The organism is Bacteroidota bacterium (assembly GCA_018266835.1).
Taxonomy (GTDB): domain Bacteria; phylum Bacteroidota; class Ignavibacteria; order Tepidaquicellales; family Tepidaquicellaceae; genus JAFDZO01.
The window spans coordinates 192,056-208,827 of record JAFDZP010000003.1 but is presented as its reverse complement, the minus strand read 5'-3'; the positions used below and the strand labels follow the sequence as shown (position 1 = coordinate 208,827).

11 protein-coding genes are annotated in these 16,772 nt (G+C 35.7%); 3 read left to right on the top strand and 8 right to left on the bottom strand.

The genetic code is table 11. From position 1 onward, the window contains the following. Nucleotides 1-3: 3 nt before the first annotated feature. The 3 genes from xerD to JST55_10300 all read right to left on the bottom strand — a co-directional run bounded on the left by xerD (nucleotide 4) and on the right by JST55_10300 (nucleotide 3,586). Nucleotides 4-924, bottom strand: a complete 921-nt coding sequence (xerD, locus tag JST55_10310; GenBank protein ID MBS1493897.1) for a site-specific tyrosine recombinase XerD — start codon at nucleotides 922-924, stop codon at nucleotides 4-6. A gap of 14 nt (nucleotides 925-938) precedes the next feature. Continuing rightward, nucleotides 939-3,200 (bottom strand): HDIG domain-containing protein, encoded by a 2,262-nt coding sequence (locus JST55_10305; protein ID MBS1493896.1) that lies wholly within the window; start codon nucleotides 3,198-3,200, stop codon nucleotides 939-941. A gap of 86 nt (nucleotides 3,201-3,286) precedes the next feature. Continuing rightward, nucleotides 3,287-3,586 (bottom strand): hypothetical protein, encoded by a 300-nt coding sequence (locus JST55_10300; protein MBS1493895.1) that lies wholly within the window; start codon nucleotides 3,584-3,586, stop codon nucleotides 3,287-3,289. A 213-nt stretch (nucleotides 3,587-3,799) separates the two neighbouring features. Here JST55_10300 and JST55_10295 point away from each other — a divergent pair, with 213 nt between their 5' ends. From JST55_10295 to JST55_10285, 3 genes are all read left to right on the top strand, one after another. Next, nucleotides 3,800-4,642, top strand: coding sequence for a hypothetical protein (locus JST55_10295; protein MBS1493894.1), 843 nt, complete (start codon nucleotides 3,800-3,802; stop codon nucleotides 4,640-4,642). Between the two features lie 140 nt (nucleotides 4,643-4,782). Beyond that, nucleotides 4,783-7,221 (top strand): TonB-dependent receptor, encoded by a 2,439-nt coding sequence (locus JST55_10290; GenBank protein ID MBS1493893.1) that lies wholly within the window; start codon nucleotides 4,783-4,785, stop codon nucleotides 7,219-7,221. Between the two features lie 164 nt (nucleotides 7,222-7,385). Beyond that, on the top strand, nucleotides 7,386-8,297 hold the full coding sequence (locus JST55_10285; protein ID MBS1493892.1) for a DUF3298 domain-containing protein: 912 nt from the start codon (nucleotides 7,386-7,388) through the stop codon (nucleotides 8,295-8,297). A 6-nt stretch (nucleotides 8,298-8,303) separates the two neighbouring features. Here JST55_10285 and JST55_10280 read toward each other — a convergent pair whose 3' ends face one another. The 5 genes from JST55_10280 to JST55_10260 form a co-directional block, all read right to left on the bottom strand. Next, on the bottom strand, nucleotides 8,304-10,226 hold the full coding sequence (locus tag JST55_10280; GenBank protein ID MBS1493891.1) for a tetratricopeptide repeat-containing sensor histidine kinase: 1,923 nt from the start codon (nucleotides 10,224-10,226) through the stop codon (nucleotides 8,304-8,306). Nucleotides 10,227-10,303: 77 nt separating this feature from the next. Further along, nucleotides 10,304-10,948, bottom strand: coding sequence for a sterol desaturase family protein (locus JST55_10275; protein ID MBS1493890.1), 645 nt, complete (start codon nucleotides 10,946-10,948; stop codon nucleotides 10,304-10,306). 105 nt (nucleotides 10,949-11,053) lie between these two features. Beyond that, entirely contained in the window at nucleotides 11,054-11,809 is a 756-nt protein-coding gene (locus JST55_10270) for an SDR family oxidoreductase (protein ID MBS1493889.1), read from the bottom strand. 454 nt (nucleotides 11,810-12,263) lie between these two features. Continuing rightward, complete coding sequence (locus JST55_10265) at nucleotides 12,264-13,580, bottom strand: TolC family protein (protein ID MBS1493888.1); 1,317 nt, start codon at nucleotides 13,578-13,580, stop codon at nucleotides 12,264-12,266. A 28-nt stretch (nucleotides 13,581-13,608) separates the two neighbouring features. Next, nucleotides 13,609-16,764, bottom strand: coding sequence for an efflux RND transporter permease subunit (locus JST55_10260; GenBank protein ID MBS1493887.1), 3,156 nt, complete (start codon nucleotides 16,762-16,764; stop codon nucleotides 13,609-13,611). Nucleotides 16,765-16,772: the final 8 nt, after the last annotated feature.

Genomic DNA, 16,772 nt, shown 5'->3' with positions numbered 1-16,772 from the left:
AGGTTATCCTCTCGGATGAAAAGTTTTATGCACTTCAATTAAATAATCTCTGTTAGTATGTGTGTATATTTGTGTTGTTGCAATATCGGCGTGCCCCAGCATCTCCTGAATAATTCTTATATCTGCGCCTCCCTGTAAAAGGTGTGTTGCAAACGAATGCCTTAATGTATGCGGATGAACATCTTTCTCAATTTCTGCTTCGCGTGAGTATCTTTTTACAATATCATAAATTCCCATGCGTGAAAGCTTCTTTCCTCTGAAGTTCAGGAATAAAAAATTTTCTGAATGTGAATTTCTCAGTGATGCTCTGCTTTCGTTTATGTACTTATCGATAAATTTTAATCCCGTCTGTCCTATCGGAATAATTCTTTCTTTATTTCCTTTTCCGAAAACCCGTATAAATTCGTCTTTAAAAAAAACATTTGAAACAGTTAAATTTATCGCCTCACTTACACGCAAACCTGAGCCGTACATAGTTTCAAGCAGCGCTTTATCACGCAGCCCGAGTTTATTCGATAAATCAGGCTTACTTAAAATTTTATCAACCTCTTCAATTGAAAGATATTCAGGAATTATTCTTGCAATCTTGGGAGAGTCTATATTCTCAACAGGATTTGAATCAATATTTTTTTCCGCTTCTAGAAATTTAAAGAACGAACGAAACGTAGAAAGATATCTGCTCATTGTACGGATTGCAAATTTCTCCTCTGAATCTTCTTTGGAAGAATTTGCAAACTTGAAGAAATCAATTAAATCATCCTCACGGGTTTTTTTTACTTCTTCTATGAGCTTTACATTTATTAAATAATCAAATAATTTTTCTAAGTCTAATTTGTATGACTTAATTGTATTTTCGGATAAAGATTTTTCGTGCTTAAGATAATTTACAAACAGCTTGCGTGAAAGTTCAAAGTCCTGCGTCATTTAGTGTTATACTATTAATAAACTTTTGATTTAAACTCTAATTTCTTCTGCTCGGGATATTTTATTCTGTGATGATGAATACCCACTAATATTTTAATGAATGCCTGCTTTATTTTTGTTAAGTCTTTGAAAGTGAGTTCACATTCATCAAGCTCGCCTTCCATGAATCTTGCTTTTATCACATCGTCAATTCTATTCTCAATTTTCTGGGGAGTCGGTTCTTCAATTGCTCGTGTACTCGCTTCAATTGCATCTGCAAGCATTACAATTCCCGTTTCCTTCGTCTGCGGCTTTGGTCCGGGGTATCGGTATATATAATCTGAAATTTCCTCTGACTTTGCATTAAACTTTGCCTTATGAAAAAAATATGAAACTAATGTTGTGCCGTGATGCATTGGAATAAAATCAACTATCTCCTGAGGGAGATTATATTTTTTCGCAAGCTCAATGCCATCCTTTACGTGAGAGATAATAAGCTTAGTGCTTATATTCGGATTTAAATTCTCGTGCTTATTATGGTCAAGCTGGTTCTCTATAAAATACTGTGGCTTTAATGTTTTGCCGATATCGTGATAATAACATCCTACTCTTGCAAGGGTTGAGTTTGCTCCGATTGCCTCAGCAGCAGCTTCAGATAAATTTCCCATAACAATACTGTGATGGAACGTTCCGGGAGCTTTAGACGATAACTCTTTTAATAAGGGATGATTGAAATCGGATAATTCAAGTAATGTTAAGTCAGTTGTAATTTTAAAAGTACGCTCATAGAAAATCAAAAGTCCGTATGCAATAATAGGGGATAGCATTGAATTTATTCCGCCGAATAAAAGCTGAAGTAAAATTTTTGATGTGTCTTCTGTCTTATCAAGTCCCACTGCGAGAATGGAAATGGAATATCCTATCAGCATAAAGTAAACGGAGCGGAAAATCTGCGACCTGTTCTTTATATTCTGTACGCTGAAAATTGCAAGAACGCATCCGCAGAACGAAACGAATGCAATTGTGTAATCACCGCCGCGGATTGATGCAACAAGGAAGCAGTTAATAATTGTCATATAGAATGACAATCTTGAATCAAATAAAATTGTAAGAAGAATAGATGCAACAGATACGAAGATGAGATATTCAACCGGAGCGTTTACAGTAATTTTTAAACTTATGAATGCAAGGAAACAAACCAGAATAATAAGCGACGATAACAAAATAAGCATATTGTTATTATCGTAAATATTCTTTCGTATATAATAAAGAAAGAATGCAGTTAGTAACGCAAGAATAAGTACAGTGAGAACTTTACCTATGTACTGAACGAAATAATCTTCGACACCCAGCTTTTCAACGCGGACTTTCTTATACGAGTCCAGCTTTAACTTTGTGTTTTTATTTATCGGGTCGTGCTTGCTTACTATTCTTTCGTTTCCTTTTACGATACCGATTGTGTTCGGAATTTTTTCAATCTTGTTCTGAATCTCTAAATCGGTCAGCTCTTTATTGTAAATCAAATTTTCCCTTACAAAGGCAGAGAGTATTTTTTTTGCAATGACAGTATATGCAGAGTCTTTTACAGAATTTCTTAATCTCTCCGACATCATGTTCATCAGTTCTTTTTTATCGATGACGTTAGATTTATCCTCTGAAAGCTGAACTTTGACATTTTCTTTTTTTACTGATAACCTTGATGAACGTAGCGAATCCTTACTGATATTAATTACATTGTTGTAATAATTTTCCTGAGCGGCGTTTTCTACTGCATTTCGGAATGCATCGAATGTAATAGTCGTATTTGAATTTTCTTTTTTGTAGAGAAGATAGAGCCATGTAACATCTTCGGGAGATAAGACGGCGCTTATTTCTGCCAGCGGCTTTTCTAGTCGCGAAGATTTCAGTCCGCCCTGATTATTTTTTTCAAGCTCACTTGCATCACGGAATATGTTTGAAAGACTTCTGAAGAAAATTGATAAGCTGTCTGCAGTTGTATTGTTTTTATTCTGTTCATCGAAGACGGGATTAACACTCTGCCGTGCTTCCTGTTTTTCTTTTTCGTAATCGGCTTCATCTTTGTAAATAGGGAAGGAGAACGGCGCAATAAGATCTTCTTTAGACCAGATAGTTCCGACTTCGTATTCAGTATCAATATTTTTATAGCTTGGCAGCATGAGGGAGATAATGATAATAGTAATAATCCCAATGATGAGCTTTGCAGTTTTGCTCGTCTTGAAATTAAACCCCTCGGGTAGATGAAAAAAATTATTTCTGTTTTCGTTTATGCTTGCCATTAAATAAAAAAGGAGCATCCCATATGAGATACTCCTTGAAAATTATATCATTTTTAAATTTATAACAATTCTTTACAAAAGGCGGATTATAATTCGTATTTTGTAGAGTAAGTCACTTTTTTATCCACGATAAAGCTTTGGAAGAGTTTATCTGTCAAAGCTGTTACTTCATCGTTTTCGTTATCGTCTATTGCTTCAAACTCAATTTCAGATTCACAAAGGTAAATCTCGCTGAAATTGTTTGAGCCTTTTTTGTTTTCGTAAATTGAATAATTTTTTGTGGAGGTAGATTGTATTATCTCCGTCATTTTTTTTGCTATCTCAAGATATTCATCTCTTTTCTCAGGATAAATACTGTAATTTAACTCAAGGATTATCTTAGGCATTTAAAATATTTGATTTAGTAATTTAGATTATTAAATTTTACAAATATATTAACAGGAATTGCTAAAATAAAGATAAAATAAAAACATTTTTTAAAATATTTATAATAGCTTTTTTTATTTGGAAAGTATTTTTACATTAGGATAATGAGGAAATTGTTATTAATATTATTTTTTATAATTTTACCATTGAGTAAAAATTTTGCTAGGAATGATTTGAATTTAGAGCAAATTCAGAACCTAATTTCCGATGTAAATGATATGCTTAATTCTGATAGCATTGAAACAGGAGTTAAACTCGACTCGATAGTAAATTCACACAAACTTCATTCAGGTTATCGCGAGGAATCTTCACCTTGGTTCATCTCAAATTTTGATTTAGGCAACTATTTAGCATATAGATCACATCACTTGGACTCACGTCTTATTGTAAGCTATTCTTCATTCAGGGTAGAACCTCAAGTAGTTGAAGTCAAATTCACTTTATATTCCTACGAATCTGAAATTGATACTTCCGAATTGATTGCTTTTGCAAAAACATTAAATTTAGAAGTCTGGGGAGATTATTCTCAAATTAGCATATTTAAAACCGTTCCTAGGATACAAAATTTTTTGAGTTCATATTTTCCTAAGATTAATTTTAAAGTGAAAACAAAAAAGAAAGAGCTAATTTTTCAGACAGACTATATTAATAATTCCGTTAACCACCTTGTATATGGAATAGCTTGCAGTATCGATGGTGAAGCCCCATATGGATTATATGTTATGGCAAATTTAAATCACTATAAAGAGTATGATACTATTGAGAAACTTCTTTTCTCACCTAATCCTGTAACAAGGTTATATGCTGCTGTAACTTTAGAATATCTTGATAGAAAAAGTATTTATAAGTGGAAAGAAGATTCAAATATTCAAATGAAGTCGATTTTCGATGAAAATATTAAGATTGAAATTTGCAACGGCTGTTCCTACTCAAATATGAGTATGAAAGATGCCAAAATATTACTTCAAAGAGGTATGGAAAATCCGTTTGATTCCTTTCTTTTTTTTGATAATTAATTCCCCTGCAACCTTTTGTAAAAATACCAGTCTAATTCCTCAAGCCCCTCAATCCTTCTCTCAATTTTTTCACAACTTTTTACATTTAATAACGTACACAAACCAAAATTAAACTTTAAAAGATTTTATAAAATCCTTCAATGAGAAAAATTCTTCAATTACTGGTAATTCTCTCTTTGTTTTTTGCAGTTTACACACCCTCACAGGCGCAAAGCGATAATGGAAAGATTTCGGGAAAAGTGACCGATAAAGATAATAATAATGCTATACAGTCAGCGACTGTAAAATTGCTGAACAGCAAGGATTCTTCTTTAGTGAAAGGCACTGAAACCGATGCTAACGGCGAATTTACAATTGCTAACGTTCCTTACGGCAAATACTCGGTATTAGTTGAGCTTACAGGCTATTCAAAATCGTATGCGCGCGGTATTACAATCGATGGCAGCAATACAAGCCAGACTTTGGATTTGAAATTAAAATCTGGCACGACTACAACAGAAGAAATTGTGGTTGAATCAGAAAAAAGTGATATCGAGCTTAAACCGGATAGAAGAGTTTTCAATGTTGAAAAGAATATGAATGTCACGGGCGGTTCTGCAGTTGACGTGTTGAAAAATATTCCATCTGTTTCAGTTGATGTTGACGGAAATGTGACGCTGAGAGGAAATTCGAATGTAAAAATTATTATAGATGGCAAGCCGTTTGGAATGAACGGTTCAAACCAGAATACAATGCTTGAGCAAATCCCTGCTAACCAGATTTCTTCTGTTGAACTTATTACAAATCCCGGTGCAAAGTTTGACGCAGAAGGCGCATCAGGTATAATTAATATTGTATTGAAGAAAAATGAAGGATTCGGATACAACGGCAGCGCGACTTTAAATGCAGGAACGAAAGATAAATATAACGGCTCATTTAATCTTAATGTAAAGAATAAAGGATTAAATCTTTTCGGAAGTTATGATTACAGGCTGAATAATTTTTTTATAGAAGGCAGCAGCTTAAGAGATAATTTTCTGAATCCTGCTTATGAGTTTACAAATCAGGCAACAGACGGTAACTTCAGAAATTACTCACACTTCGGAAAAGGCGGCTTTGATTATACAATCGACGACAGAAATTCTTTAAGTCTTTCAGGAAATTATAACGACAGAAGAAGACAGCGTTCCGAAACGGGGACAGTAATTCAAACAAGTTCACAGAATGTTCAGACAGGAAACTATGTCACTTCACTTTTTGAAAAGGGTGATGGTTACAGCTACAATTTATCAGGCAACTATTCGTTAAAATTTAAAAATCCCAAGCAGAATTTATCCAGCGATATTTCATTTTTGAGATGGACAGATAATTTTACCGATAACAATATTAACAATTATTATATAAACTCGGGTATTCCACAGACAAAACGCAACCAGTATAATAATGAAGTTAACGATGAATTTAACTGGCAGGTAGACTATACTCATCCCTTCTCGGAAAATACAAAATTAGAATTGGGTTCTAAAGAAGTTTACAGAAATACCGATAAAGATTTCAGAAGCGAGGACTATAATTATACAACTAATACATTTCAGGATAATCCAAACCTGACTAACAGATTTAAATATTCTGATAACATTGTTTCAGGTTACCTGACATTTTCTTCCAAGATAAACAATACAAGCTTTATTCTTGGATTAAGAGGGGAGCAGACAAATACTGACGGCAATCTTGTTACAAACAATACGACTTTCAAAACAAATTATTTCGATTTATTCCCGAGTGCAAGCATTACACAAAAACTTGGTACGACTGAAGAGCTTTCTGCAAGCTACAGCAGAAGAATTTACAGACCGGGCACCTGGGACTTGAATCCTTTTATAAATGCAACTGACCCGCTGAATTATTTCTCGGGAAATCCTTCAGTGAAACCTGAATATACAAATTCATACGAACTCTCTTTTATAAAATATTTTTCACAGACAACCGTAACTCCGACTTTATTCTACAGAGATACATATGATAAAATTACAAGAACAAGAACACTTATTGACAGCAACAGAACTTTAACTACCGTTGATAACCTTGATAGAAGCAAATCATACGGTGCAGAGTTTGTATTGAATACAACACTATTCCAGTTCTGGAATATTAACGGAAGCGTTAGCTATTTCAAGAATGAAGTTACATCAAGCATTCCGAATACAGCTGCGCAGAACTCAACGTATTCATGGAGCGGCAGAGCAACATCATTTATGAGACTGCCGAATATACTGGATGTACAAATTTCATATTTCTATTCAGGAAAACAAATTACTACTCAGGGAAGCGTTGAACCTTTTACATCAATGGATGTTTCACTTAAAAAAGATTTTTTGGATAACCATTTAAGCGTAAGTTTCAGAGTGCAGGATGTATTCAACAATTTAAAATTCAAAGTGCTTCTTGATGACCCTAATTTCACTGAAAACTTTTTCAGGAAGAGAGATACAAGAGCAGCATTTTTAACATTAACATATAAGTTCGGCAAGGAAGATAAAAATCAAAAAAGAAGAAAGAATGACAGCGCACCGCCATCAAATGACGGAATGGGCTTCTGATTCTTTTTTATAATTATCTTATTTATTAAAATGCCAATGAAGGCGAATTCATTGGCATTTTTTTTATCACAAACAAACAATTTCGTATTGGTAAGGGGTTACTTTGAAACTTGTAAATTATTTTTATTAATAAGATTTTTATTTTTTATTAATAACCCTATCTCATGAAAAAAATAGTCTATATTACCCTTGTTTTATTTTCGGTTTCATTAGCGGCATGCACAAGAGAGTCATCAAAAACCACAGATACTAAAACCACTCCTTCTACTACTGATAAAAAGCAGGAAGATGTAAAAAACAATACAACCTCTACCGATAAAAAAACATCTGAATCAGGACAAAACTCATCAAATGAAGCTGCAGGAAATAACGGAAGTGACCTGCCGAAATTTACACAGAAAGTTTTCACCAAAAATTATAAGAATTGCATCGATACGGCTGAAGGGTGCACATATATTCAGGTTTATTATCCTGAAATGACCGACGGAAAATACAAAGATAAAGTTAACGCTTTAGTTAAAGATATGGCTTTGAGCTGTTACTCAACTGATGATGTTCACTATGCTGATTTTGATAAACTGATTAGCCAGTTTATGAAAGATTATGAAGATTTCAGAAAAGACGTTCCTGATTTCCCGGGAGGATGGACTCTAAAAGACTCTACAAGTATTGTTACTAATACAACCGATATTCTATGTTTACAGAATACTTCTGAAAGCTATTTAGGCGGTGCGCACGGCGCTTATAATGTTGCTTATACAAATTTTGATATGAGAAATGGAAACATTCTGAAGACGAAAGATATTTTTATCAAAGGATATGAAAAAACTTTGAATAAACTTATCGAGGAAAGAATAAGAAAACATTTTGAAATGAAACCGAATGAGAATTTAGTAGAAGGAGGTTTGTTCGAAAACAAGGTTTCCTTCAATGATAATTTTGCAATTAAGAAAGACGGAATAGAATTTTTATATAATCAGTATGAAATAGCGCCTTATGCAATGGGTGTTATAGAAATTAAACTTTCTTATAAAGATCTGGATGCAATATTAAATAAGGACGTTATAAAGTTTTAATAACACTTACGCTTTATTGAATTCCAGTGTGAACTTAGTTCCTTTGCCGGGTTCCGATTCCACTGCAATTGTTCCCTTCATAATCTCGGTAAGTTTTTTTACGATTGAAAGTCCGAGACCGGTTGAAAGCTCTCCTCCGGTCGGCTTAGAGCTTATCTTCGCAAATTTCTCAAACAATTTATTTAGTTCAGTAGGCTTTACTCCCTGGCCTTCATCTTCAATCTGTAATTTTATTTTCTTGTCGTTCTCAGTTATTCGCACATATACTTTCTTCCCCGGGTAAGTAAATTTTATGCCGTTGGAAATTAAGTTGCTCAAAATCTGCTCTATTGAATATTCATCAGCCTTAATATTTGCAGCCTTTGCAGAGCGCTCAAGAAGTACCTCAATATTTTTTTCTTCCGCGCTGCCTTTATACTGCCTTACAATTTCTTCTGCGATGATGTTAAGATTAACAGTATTGAAAGTGTAATTATAGCTGCCAGATTCAATTCTGTTTACGTTCAGTAAATTTTTAAGAAGTCCGAGAAGTTTTTCAGAGAGCTTAATTATTCCGTCTGAATACTCTACTATCTCACTTTCATTCAGCTTTATATTTTCTTCCCGTAGTATTTCTGCAATAGCATGGATTGAAGAAATCGGGTCTCGTAAATCATGTGAAGCAATCCCTAGAAATTCATTCTTCTGATTATTAATATCCTCAAGCCTGTCATTAAGTTTTGTAAGCTCAATGGATTTCTGCCTGTAGAATTCGGATAGTGTTCTTTCATTCTCTGTCTCGTAAACAATCTGCAGATTTTTTATTCTGGCATCGGAGTTATCAATTAAAAGCTCTTCTTTTATTTTCAGATGTTCACTCAAAAAATTATAAGCTTTTTCAAATTCCCCGGTTTTGAAATATACTTTGGAAAGAAATAAATAACATATTTCCTGCTGCGTTTTAAAATCAAATTCGTCGGCTATCTTTTTACTTTTGTCCAGGTAATCAAGTGCATCATCATATTTTTCTGATTTGAAACAAAACTCAGCTATTTCAGAAAGCGTCTCTGAAATTCCAAAGTTATACCCAAGCTCCTTCTGGATCTTTAAACATTTTCTTAAATACTTCATCGATTCCGTAAGTCCTTTTGTTGCATAAAGACTTACTCCAATGTTGTTCAGTACAAGCGCCATTCCATGTTTATCTTCCATTTCCTGACGTATCTTAAGGCACCTTTTATAGTATTCCAGCGCTTTTTCGTGCTCATCCATTTTTGAATGGGCAACACCTAAGTTCATCAGCACGTTTCCTTCAACATATTTATCTTTTGTTCTCTCTGATAAGTCCAACGCTTTTTTATAATTTTCAATGGCTATATTATAATTAGATAGACGTATATGAACAGTACCTATATTGCTGTGCGTGTTACCAATTCCATTCTCATCTTTAAGTTCAATTTTTATATTTAAGCTTTTTATATAGTACTCAAGAGCTTTGTATGACTCGCCAAGCTGCAGATAAATATTACCAATATTATTTGCTGCAATAGATTCTGCGCGATTATCTTTTAATTCTTCCGATACTGATAAAGCCTTCTGATAGAACTCCAGTGATTTTTTAAAATCACTTTTATAAAGATAAACACCACCGTAATTATTATAGCAGTGACCTACTCCGCTTTTATCTCCGATATTTTCATATACTGATAATGCTTCGTCAGTAACATTTTTTGCTTCATCATATTTGCTTGTTCTTAAATAATAATAACCGTAGATATAAAGATTTCGGGCAAGACCTTTTTTGTAAGAGATTTCTTTGGAGAGGGTATTTGCTTTATCAAGCAATTCTTTTGCAAGGTGTACATCGAAGTTTGCTGCTTTCAGAGCGTCTTCATTCAGCTTGTCAATTTCTTTGTGCAGCTCGGTATTATTGTGTTCGTTATTTTTCATTCCCCGGATAAACTAAAAAAGGTTTTCAAACACTGTGTTTAAAAACCTTTTCAAATTAAAATTATTTTAATATAAAATCAATTAGTATCGTTGCTTTCTTCAGCTTTTACATGAGGCGGTACGGTTGAAAAAATATAATCCCAGAGAGGATTACTTACTCCGTAAGCTGTATGCTCATCGTTATAATGGTGTCTAAGGTGGTACTCCTTCAAATATTTTCCTATCTTTCCTTTCATAGGCATGTGATGTGTAGCGTAGTGAATAGAATCATATGCAATATAGCCTATGATAAATCCTGAAAATGCTGCATAACTGAATGCGCCGAATGTCCATTTATAAATAAAGAAAAAGAGCAATGCAAGAGGTGCGCTGACAAGCAGCGGCATTACCAGTCTTGTCCTGTCCCGCGGATAGTCGTGGTGGATGCCATGAACTAAAAAGTGAATCCTTTTGCCCATATCGGATTTAGGATGATAATGAAATGCCCATCTGTGAAAGGCATATTCGAATATCGTCCATATAAGTACACCCGTTACGAAAAGTAAAAGAGTATTGAAAACACTTATTGTTGTGACAGAAAGATAAATGCATACAAGTGCTATCGGCAAGTAAACAACAACCGGTGTGATGGGGTGTATATGAGAGAAGTATTCAAGAAAAGAATTCTTGAACAACCTTACAGTCTCATCCCTGTTGGAAACAAATTTCCCTTTTGATCTCATTAAATTCATAGGTACAAAATAAGAAACTAATTTGAAAAAAATAATTTATAAAATTTTCCCTATTCTAATTTTTAATTAGATTACGTACAAATACTTATTTCAGATTTAAAGGTTTATGCCGCCTGAAACTTCGATTCTCTGCCCGTTTATCCAGCCTGCGTCCTCTGAGCATAAAAACGCAACAACTCCGCCGATATCTGACGCCTCTCCGACTCTTCCAAGCGCAGTTACTGTACCCAGAAAATTCTTTACATTAGGATTATTGCGTATAGCTGCGCTGTTAAAATCTGTTTCCACGGGCCCCGGAGCTACTATATTTACCGTAATGCCTCTTGCTCCGACTTCCTTTGCTACGTATCTGGTCAAAACTTCCATTGCCCCTTTCATAGATGCATAAATTGAGTATCCGGGGTTGGCAAAGCGTGTAGTTCCGCTGGATAAATTTATAATTCTTCCGCCGTCGTTCATTAAACCTAAACTTTTTTGAGTAAGGAAGTAAACACCTTTGAAGTGCACGTTCATAAATCTGTCAAAGTCATCTTCAGTAACATGAAGGAAGGGGATTGTCTGCCCCATGCCGGCATTGTTTATTAAGAAATCAAATTTATCGGTGTTCCATTTTGTTCGTAAAACAGTTTTTATTTCGGTTAAAAAATTATCAATGGATTTTATATCTCCGGCATCAAATCTTAATGCATGAGCCTTTCTTCCCATTGATTCAATTTCTTTTACAACTTCATTCGCTTCATCCTGTTTTGTAAGATAAGTTATGATTACGTCATTTCCTTTTTCGGCTAAACGCAGAGCCATGTTTTTTCCAAGCCCTCTGCTTCCGCCTGTAATAAGTGCGAGTTTTGTCATTTGCGAGATTATGTTATGTTTTTGGGAGAGGTAAAAAAGAGAGGTGCCGCTTTCCGGTTGAACCGGCATTCCACTCATCTCTCCTTTCGCAGATTTTAGTAATCCCAATCGATGTGATTAAACTTGGTCTGCTTGAGTGGAACCTGCTCATGTAAAAGAACAGAAGGGCACCTCTTGTAAATTTTACTAAATATTTTTTGTACTCATTCCCAATTAATGGGACAGTGTAAAAACTAAAGCTCCTCCCTTGAGGGAGGTGGCTCGCTGAAAGCGAGACGGTGGGTGTTTATTCAAACACCCCTCCCCGACCTCCGGTCGGACTCCCCTCAAGGGGAGAATAACGTTTATTATACTCTTCTCAATTCGTCTAGCTGAAATAGGATTTTGAAAACTTATTCCCCCTCCTTTTCAAGGAGGGGGTTAGGGGGTGGTTTTATACTTACCCCGGTATTATTTATTTTTCACTGTTCATCAATTCTTCCAAGTCAGTTCTTGCAATCAGGTAATCATAAATTGCCTGAAGGTATGCAAGTCTCGCCTGGCTTACCTGTAAGTTAGCATCAAGGACATCTATCTGATTCAAAACTCCGTTCTTAAAGCTTACGTTTGCAAGTTCAAGGCCTCTTTCAGAAAGTTTTACTGTTTCATACTGCGAACGGATTCTTTTTTTTGCATCTTCTATTCTTAATAAAACGCTTTGTGCCTGAATTTTTAATTTACTCTGAGTATCTGAAATTTGCTCAACTGTTTTTCTAACTTCAATTTCACTCTGATGAACTTTGAAATCGTTCTTGAAGAAGTTAAGACTCCATGAAAGACCTATTCCTAAATTCAGAGTATTAAAAAATCTGTACTGTCCTATTGGTCTGCCGTCATCTTCATTGGATGTAATGCCCCATTGCGCAAATCCGTAAAGCTTAGGAAGATAATTTGCCTTATCAACTTTAACCAGTTCTTCGTTAATCAGTCTGTTTACATTCAATTGCTTAATGACAATATTTTCTTTAGCAATTGTATTTAATAAGTTATCAGTTGTGCCGAAAACTTCAAGTGAATCATAAGTCAAACTTCCTGCTGCATCGTAATCTTCATCAGTTTTTGTGCCGATTGCATACTTAAGATTCTTTTTGCTAAGCAATAAATTGCTTTGTGAATTTGAAAGCGCAGGGATAAGGTTATCCACTCTTACTCTTGCTCTTAAATAATCGAACTCAGTCGCAATTCCGTTTCTGTAACGTGATTCCACCACAGTCAAGTTAGACTGCGCGTTTTCAAGACTCGCCTGATTCACGTCAATTACCTGCTTGGAAAGCAGAACTGCGTAGTAAGATTTTTTTACATTCGAAGTAACTTTTATTTCCTTTGCTTTGGTATTTTTTGCAGAAAGGTCAGAGTAATACTTCGCAATCTGAATCCCTGAAAATACCGGAGTTCCTAAAATTGGAATAGGTTCGTTCAGATCAAATGTGTTCGTAAGCGAATTATCCGTTCCGAGAAAAACCGATTGTCCTGCAAAGTTAAGAACCTGCTTCTTTATATTTCTTGTGTAGCGTGAATTTAAAGTCAGGTTCGGAACTAAGTTATCGCTGTACACCTGCGATACATATTCATTGGCTTTCATCTCATCAAGCTTTGCAATAGTCAGCTCGGAATTATTTGTCTTTGCAAGCGTAACCGCTTCAGGCAAAGTAATAGTTCTCGTCTGAGAAAAACCTGATGCAGTCATTACTGCCATCGAAACCATTACTAAAAATATTTTTAATTTATTCATGATAGATATCTATAAATATTTAAAATTGTTATGAGTTTGTTATAAGTGCTTTAGCTTCCATCTTTGCTGCTCTTTTTTCTGCTCTTCTTGCTCTGAAATTTGTAACCCAGTCTTTCCATTTATCAACTTTTACGAATATCACAGGCACTACAACCAATGTTAAGAACATAGAGCTTGTTAAACCTCCGATAATTGCCCATGCAAGACCTGATTTCCATTCGGAACCGGAATCATGTGAAAGCGCAATCGGCATCATACCGATAACCATCGAAATCGTTGTCATAAGAATCGGTCTTAATCTTGTATCACCCGCTTCAATAATTGCTTCTATAGAAGTCATTCCGTGAAGCTTTCTATCGTTAGCTCTATCCACAAGAAGAATAGCATTCTTTGCTACAAGACCCATAAGCATAATCAAACCTAAGATAGAAAATATATTCAGTGTCTTCATTGTTATAGCAAGAGCAAGCAATGCGCCGATCATAGCAACAGGCAGTGAGAACATAACTACGAACGGATAAATGAACGAGTCATACAATGCCACCATGATTAAGTACATAAATATAATAGCTGCTAAGAGAGCAAATCCAAGGCTTGAGAAACCTTCTGACTGGTTTCTTAAGTCACCGTCGTATCCGATTATAATTTCCGGCGGAAGCTTTGCAGTTGTCTTCAAAGCTGTCTGGAAGTCAGCGCCGATAGAACCTGATGGTCTTCCGTTCACCTGTGCATAAACATAGATAGTCGGGTTTCTGTCTTTACGTGTTAATTTAGTCGGACCTGTTGTCTGATAAATTTTTGCAAACTGATTCAGCTGTATCGCTCTTCCCTGAGAATTGAAAAATACCATGGAAGAAAGGTCGTGCATCTGTGACCTGTCTATCTGGTCGAATGCAATTCTTATAGTGTACTCTGTATTATTTTTGTTGTCTCTGAATTTAGAATCATCATCGCCTGAAAGTCCTATTCTTAATGCTGTACCGACTTCCGCAATTGAAAGTCCGAACGAAGCAAGCTTATCTCTGTCAATCTCAACTCTTGTTTCCGGTTTACCGTCTTCAGTGGAAAGCCTCACGTCAGCAGTACCGGGAATTCTTTTTAAAATATTAAATACTGTATCAGCCGATGTTTTTACTACGTCCATGTTTGGTCCGCTGACAATAACCTGAATAGGTGTCTGGTTAGCAACACCGAAAATACCGATGGGGTTAACTCTGATTTTTGCTCCGGGGATATCCTGAAGCTTTTTCTTTATCTGGTTTCCTACTTCATCTGTTGACATTAATCTCTCTTCTTTAGGAATAAGAGATACGTTAATTTCCGATGAGTTATTTGAAGCCTGTGAGAACAACCCTTCTGCCGATGCGCCGACGTTAACAAACATTTTTCTTACTTCAGGCATCTGTCCGATTATATTCTCAACCTTTCTTGTTACATAGTTTGTATTTTCTAATGTCGAGCCCGGATCTAATTCAAGTGTAACTGTGAACTCACCTCTGTCAGATTGTGTAATAAACTCACCGCCGATGAATCCGAATATTATCAATGAGAATGAAGAAAGGAATAATAATCCTGTAACAATAATTGTAAGCCATTGATGTCTCAGTGAGAATTTCAGCAGCCCTTCATAGTGATGTTTCACTTTGTTAAATAATGCTTCAAAGCCTCTTGAGAACGCATTCATAATTCCTTTTTTCTTCAGGTCCTGAAGCTTCGAGAATCTTGATGCAAGCATCGGAGTAACTGTGAACGATACGAACAAACTCATTAAAGTAGATGCTACTACTACAAGCGCAAACTCTTTTAAGATGTTTCCGATAAGTCCGCCTACTAAAGTAAGTGGAACGAACACCACAACGTCCACAAGTGTAATGGATAGCGCCGCAAATCCGATTTCATTCCGTCCCTTTAACGCTGCCTCTCTTTTCGGCTCGCCTTTTTCAAGATGGTGATAAATATTCTCAAGAACTACAATCGAGTCATCCACAAGAATACCCACAACAAGCGATAACGCAAGCAGTGTCATAAGATTTAGCGATAAGCCGAACATGTACATAAAAATAAATGTCGCAAGCATAGAGCATGGAATCGCAATCATAACGATAATCGAGTTTCTTATACTGTGCAGGAAGATCAACATAACAAGCGCTACAAGAATAACTGCAAGCGCTAAGTCCTTCTTAACAGCATTCGCTGCATCGAGTGTAAATGTAGAACCGTCCTGCGCAATATCAAACTTTACATTATCCTTAGCATAATCTTTCTCAATCTTAGGAATTTCGGCTCTAACCAATGCGCTTACATCAACTGAGTTAGCATCTGTTTGTTTCGATACAAGCACACCGATAGATGTTACTCCGTTAAGTCTGCTGATTTTTGTATAATCTGCCTGACCGTCCTCAACTTCCGCAATATCTCCAAGCTTTACATCGCCGCCCATTTTTGATTGTCCGACAATTAAGTTTCTCATCTCTTCCATTGACTGCACTTTACCTGCAACCCTTACTACATATTGCCTCTCGCTTCCCTTTAAGTTACCGGTAGGGAAGTCAACGTTTGCGCCTTTTATTGTTCCGACAATCCTCTGGACCGATAGTCCGAATGACTGTATCTTATCTAAATCTAAATTTACTTTAATTTCTCTTTCATCACCGCCAACAAGCTGTATTTGTCCTACGCCCGGAAGCTTTGCAAATCTTGTCTGTACCTGGTCTTTCATCAGTTGATAAAACTCTCTTGATGGCATGTTACTCGTTACACCCATACGAAGCACGGGAATTTCATCCAGCGCGATCTTCGAGAGTGTAGGAGTCTTTGCATCATCGGGAAGCCTTGATGCAACTTCGTTCACTTTTCTCTGAACGTCCTGCAATGCAATATCAATTGATGCCGATTGAATAAACTCAACCGTTACAAATGATGCTCCTTCCAATGAGGAAGCTGTTACTTTATTTATTTTATCTATGCCCGATACGGCATCTTCGATAACCTTTGTTACCGAGGTTTCAACTTCAAAAGGAGAACCTCCCGGATATATAGTAGATACTACAACTACCGGCGAAGAAATCTTAGGAAGAAGCTCGTACTTTAACTGCGCAAATAAAAAGGTTCCCACCAGAGTAATAACTGCAAATATTACTATGATGAACGAAGGTCTTTTTATGGATAATTCTGTTAATGTCATTTATATAA

Excerpts from the sequence above, each read along its gene's own strand:
- xerD (MBS1493897.1), bottom strand. The coding sequence starts at position 924 with ATGACGCAGGACTTTGAACTTTCACGCAAGCTGTTTGTAAATTATCTT.
- JST55_10305 (MBS1493896.1), bottom strand. The coding sequence starts at position 3,200 with ATGGCAAGCATAAACGAAAACAGAAATAATTTTTTTCATCTACCCGAG.
- JST55_10300 (MBS1493895.1), bottom strand. The coding sequence starts at position 3,586 with ATGCCTAAGATAATCCTTGAGTTAAATTACAGTATTTATCCTGAGAAA.
- JST55_10290 (MBS1493893.1), top strand. The coding sequence starts at position 4,783 with ATGAGAAAAATTCTTCAATTACTGGTAATTCTCTCTTTGTTTTTTGCA.
- JST55_10285 (MBS1493892.1), top strand. The coding sequence starts at position 7,386 with ATGAAAAAAATAGTCTATATTACCCTTGTTTTATTTTCGGTTTCATTA.
- JST55_10280 (MBS1493891.1), bottom strand. The coding sequence starts at position 10,226 with ATGAAAAATAACGAACACAATAATACCGAGCTGCACAAAGAAATTGAC.
- JST55_10275 (MBS1493890.1), bottom strand. The coding sequence starts at position 10,948 with ATGAGATCAAAAGGGAAATTTGTTTCCAACAGGGATGAGACTGTAAGG.
- JST55_10270 (MBS1493889.1), bottom strand. The coding sequence starts at position 11,809 with ATGACAAAACTCGCACTTATTACAGGCGGAAGCAGAGGGCTTGGAAAA.
- JST55_10265 (MBS1493888.1), bottom strand. The coding sequence starts at position 13,580 with ATGAATAAATTAAAAATATTTTTAGTAATGGTTTCGATGGCAGTAATG.
- JST55_10260 (MBS1493887.1), bottom strand. The coding sequence starts at position 16,764 with ATGACATTAACAGAATTATCCATAAAAAGACCTTCGTTCATCATAGTA.